General features: G+C 42.4%; 2 protein-coding genes. Both read right to left on the bottom strand.

Annotation, left to right across the window (positions count from 1 at the left end; genetic code table 11):
- Positions 1 to 172: 172 nt before the first annotated feature.
- A complete protein-coding gene (locus tag BM184_RS15450) occupies positions 173 to 1,075 on the bottom strand; it encodes an IS3 family transposase (RefSeq protein ID WP_218151062.1) in 903 nt (300 codons plus the stop codon).
- A complete protein-coding gene (locus BM184_RS15445; protein ID WP_218151061.1) occupies positions 1,072 to 1,755 on the bottom strand; it encodes a helix-turn-helix domain containing protein in 684 nt (227 codons plus the stop codon). The genes BM184_RS15450 and BM184_RS15445 overlap by 4 nt, the downstream gene beginning before the upstream one ends.
- Between the last annotated feature and the right edge of the window lie 61 nt (positions 1,756 to 1,816).

Raw genomic sequence — 1,816 nt, 5'->3', positions numbered from 1 at the left:
TGGTATGCCACCCGTCAATAGGACAGTAAAATATTTAAACAGTTTTACAGACTGCTCCCCGTAATGTGGGGGCAGTTTTTTTCGTTTTTAACCCTGCCGCGCTTACGCTTGGCGGCCCACACGTTTTATGAGCGAAGCACAAAACGCTTCACTCATAAAACGTGAGGGTTCATTAGGCTGCCTCGAAATACTGATCATGAAACTCCATTGGAGTCATGATATGCAGCTTCCTTTGAATGCGTCTATTATTGTAATATTCCATATAGTTGTGAATCATATCAATCAAAGAAGAACGACTAGTAAATTTACGACGGTAATATTTTTCACGCTTGATGAGCGCCCAAAACCCTTCCATAGGGCCATTATCAATACAACGAGCGACACGGGACATACTTTGTATCATACCAGCCTCGCTTAAACGCGCACAGAATTGCTTGCTTGTATATTGAAATCCGCGGTCACTGTGGAACAACGGCTGAGCTTCTGGCTCATTTTGTATGGCTGCATCAAAAGTCTGGAGGACTAGCGGCATATCGTTTTGATCACTGATTATGTATGCGACAATTCGACGGTCATAAAGATCCAAAATGGCACTCAAATATACTTTCTTGATTGCCGGTCCTTCGTAATACTTGAATTCGGTCACATCGGTCAACCATTTTTCATTTGGTGCGTCTGCACGAAAGTTCCGGTTGAGGCGATTTTCGGCGATATGATACGGATTCTGTGCACCTTTGGTAATGCTATTGGCACGATGTTTGATTCTAGATTGGATTTGTTGACTACGGCAGATCCGAAGGGCACGGTTGTCACTGATGACTATGCCATGGGTATATTCCAACTCATCGCGTATCCGACGATGACCCATATCGTCATGTTCTTCATGGATCTGTTTTGCTACTTCCGCGATTTGGTTGTTGCGAATCTCCCTTGGACTATGCGGTTGCTCAAGCCAACGGTAATAAGCGGAGCGTGTCACATGTAAGATTTTGCACATAACTTGCACCGGATAACCTTTTTCTGTATGGAGTTGCTTGATGGTTTCGTACTCAGCTTGTTTTCTTATTTCGGTCAACGATTCCTCCTTTCTAATTCTTGGAATTTTTTTGTTACATCAAGTTCCATTTTTAGACGTTGATTTTCGCGTTTTAAACGTGCTAATTCGTCTTGAAGTAATTCCTCGGGAGTCCGGCTGGGCATTGTCCCTTTTCTACGCCCACGGCGGTCTTCCAGCCCTGCTTCTCCCAATTCCGCATATCTCTTTACCCATTGATAGACGTTTTGATAGGAAACTTGGTATTTTATAGCCATAGCACCATAATCTTTTCCATTCTCTAAACAGTCCAATACGATTTTTAAACGCTCATCTATGGTTGTCATCCGACCTTTGCTCATAGTACTTCCTCCACTAGTTGATTTGAAGTCTTTATGAGTATTATAAACCTTTAGCCAGTTCTGCAGTTGCGTCTTACTCCGCAAACCATATTTTTTTCCAATTTCAATCATGCTGCCCAGGCCGTTCAGATAGTCCGTGACGGCTGCCAACTTTAACTCCTTGGAGTAATGACTGTTCTTCTTTACCGGTAAAAGGGCCGATGGACCGCCGTTCTCATAAAGTCTAATCCAACTGCGAATGGTCTCTTGAGATACTCCTGCATTTTGTGCTGCTCTTGATATGCCAATTTCATTTCTCACATATTGCTCGACAATGTTGACTCTGTTTTCGACAGATAATTTCATAACTCTTTTAGACATAGAAAAAACCCCCATATAAGACTTGAAATAATTCAATGTCCTATATAGAGGTAGCATATCA

Origin of the sequence: Trichococcus pasteurii (assembly GCF_900112935.1) — a bacterium.
GTDB lineage: Bacteria > Bacillota > Bacilli > Lactobacillales > Aerococcaceae > Trichococcus > Trichococcus pasteurii.
The sequence above is the reverse complement of the archived record's forward strand: the minus strand, read 5'-3'. Positions and strand labels throughout refer to the sequence as shown.

What these genes read in the sequence shown, in the direction of transcription:
- BM184_RS15445 (WP_218151061.1), bottom strand. Translation starts at nt 1,755, where the DNA reads ATGTCTAAAAGAGTTATGAAATTATCTGTCGAAAACAGAGTCAACATT.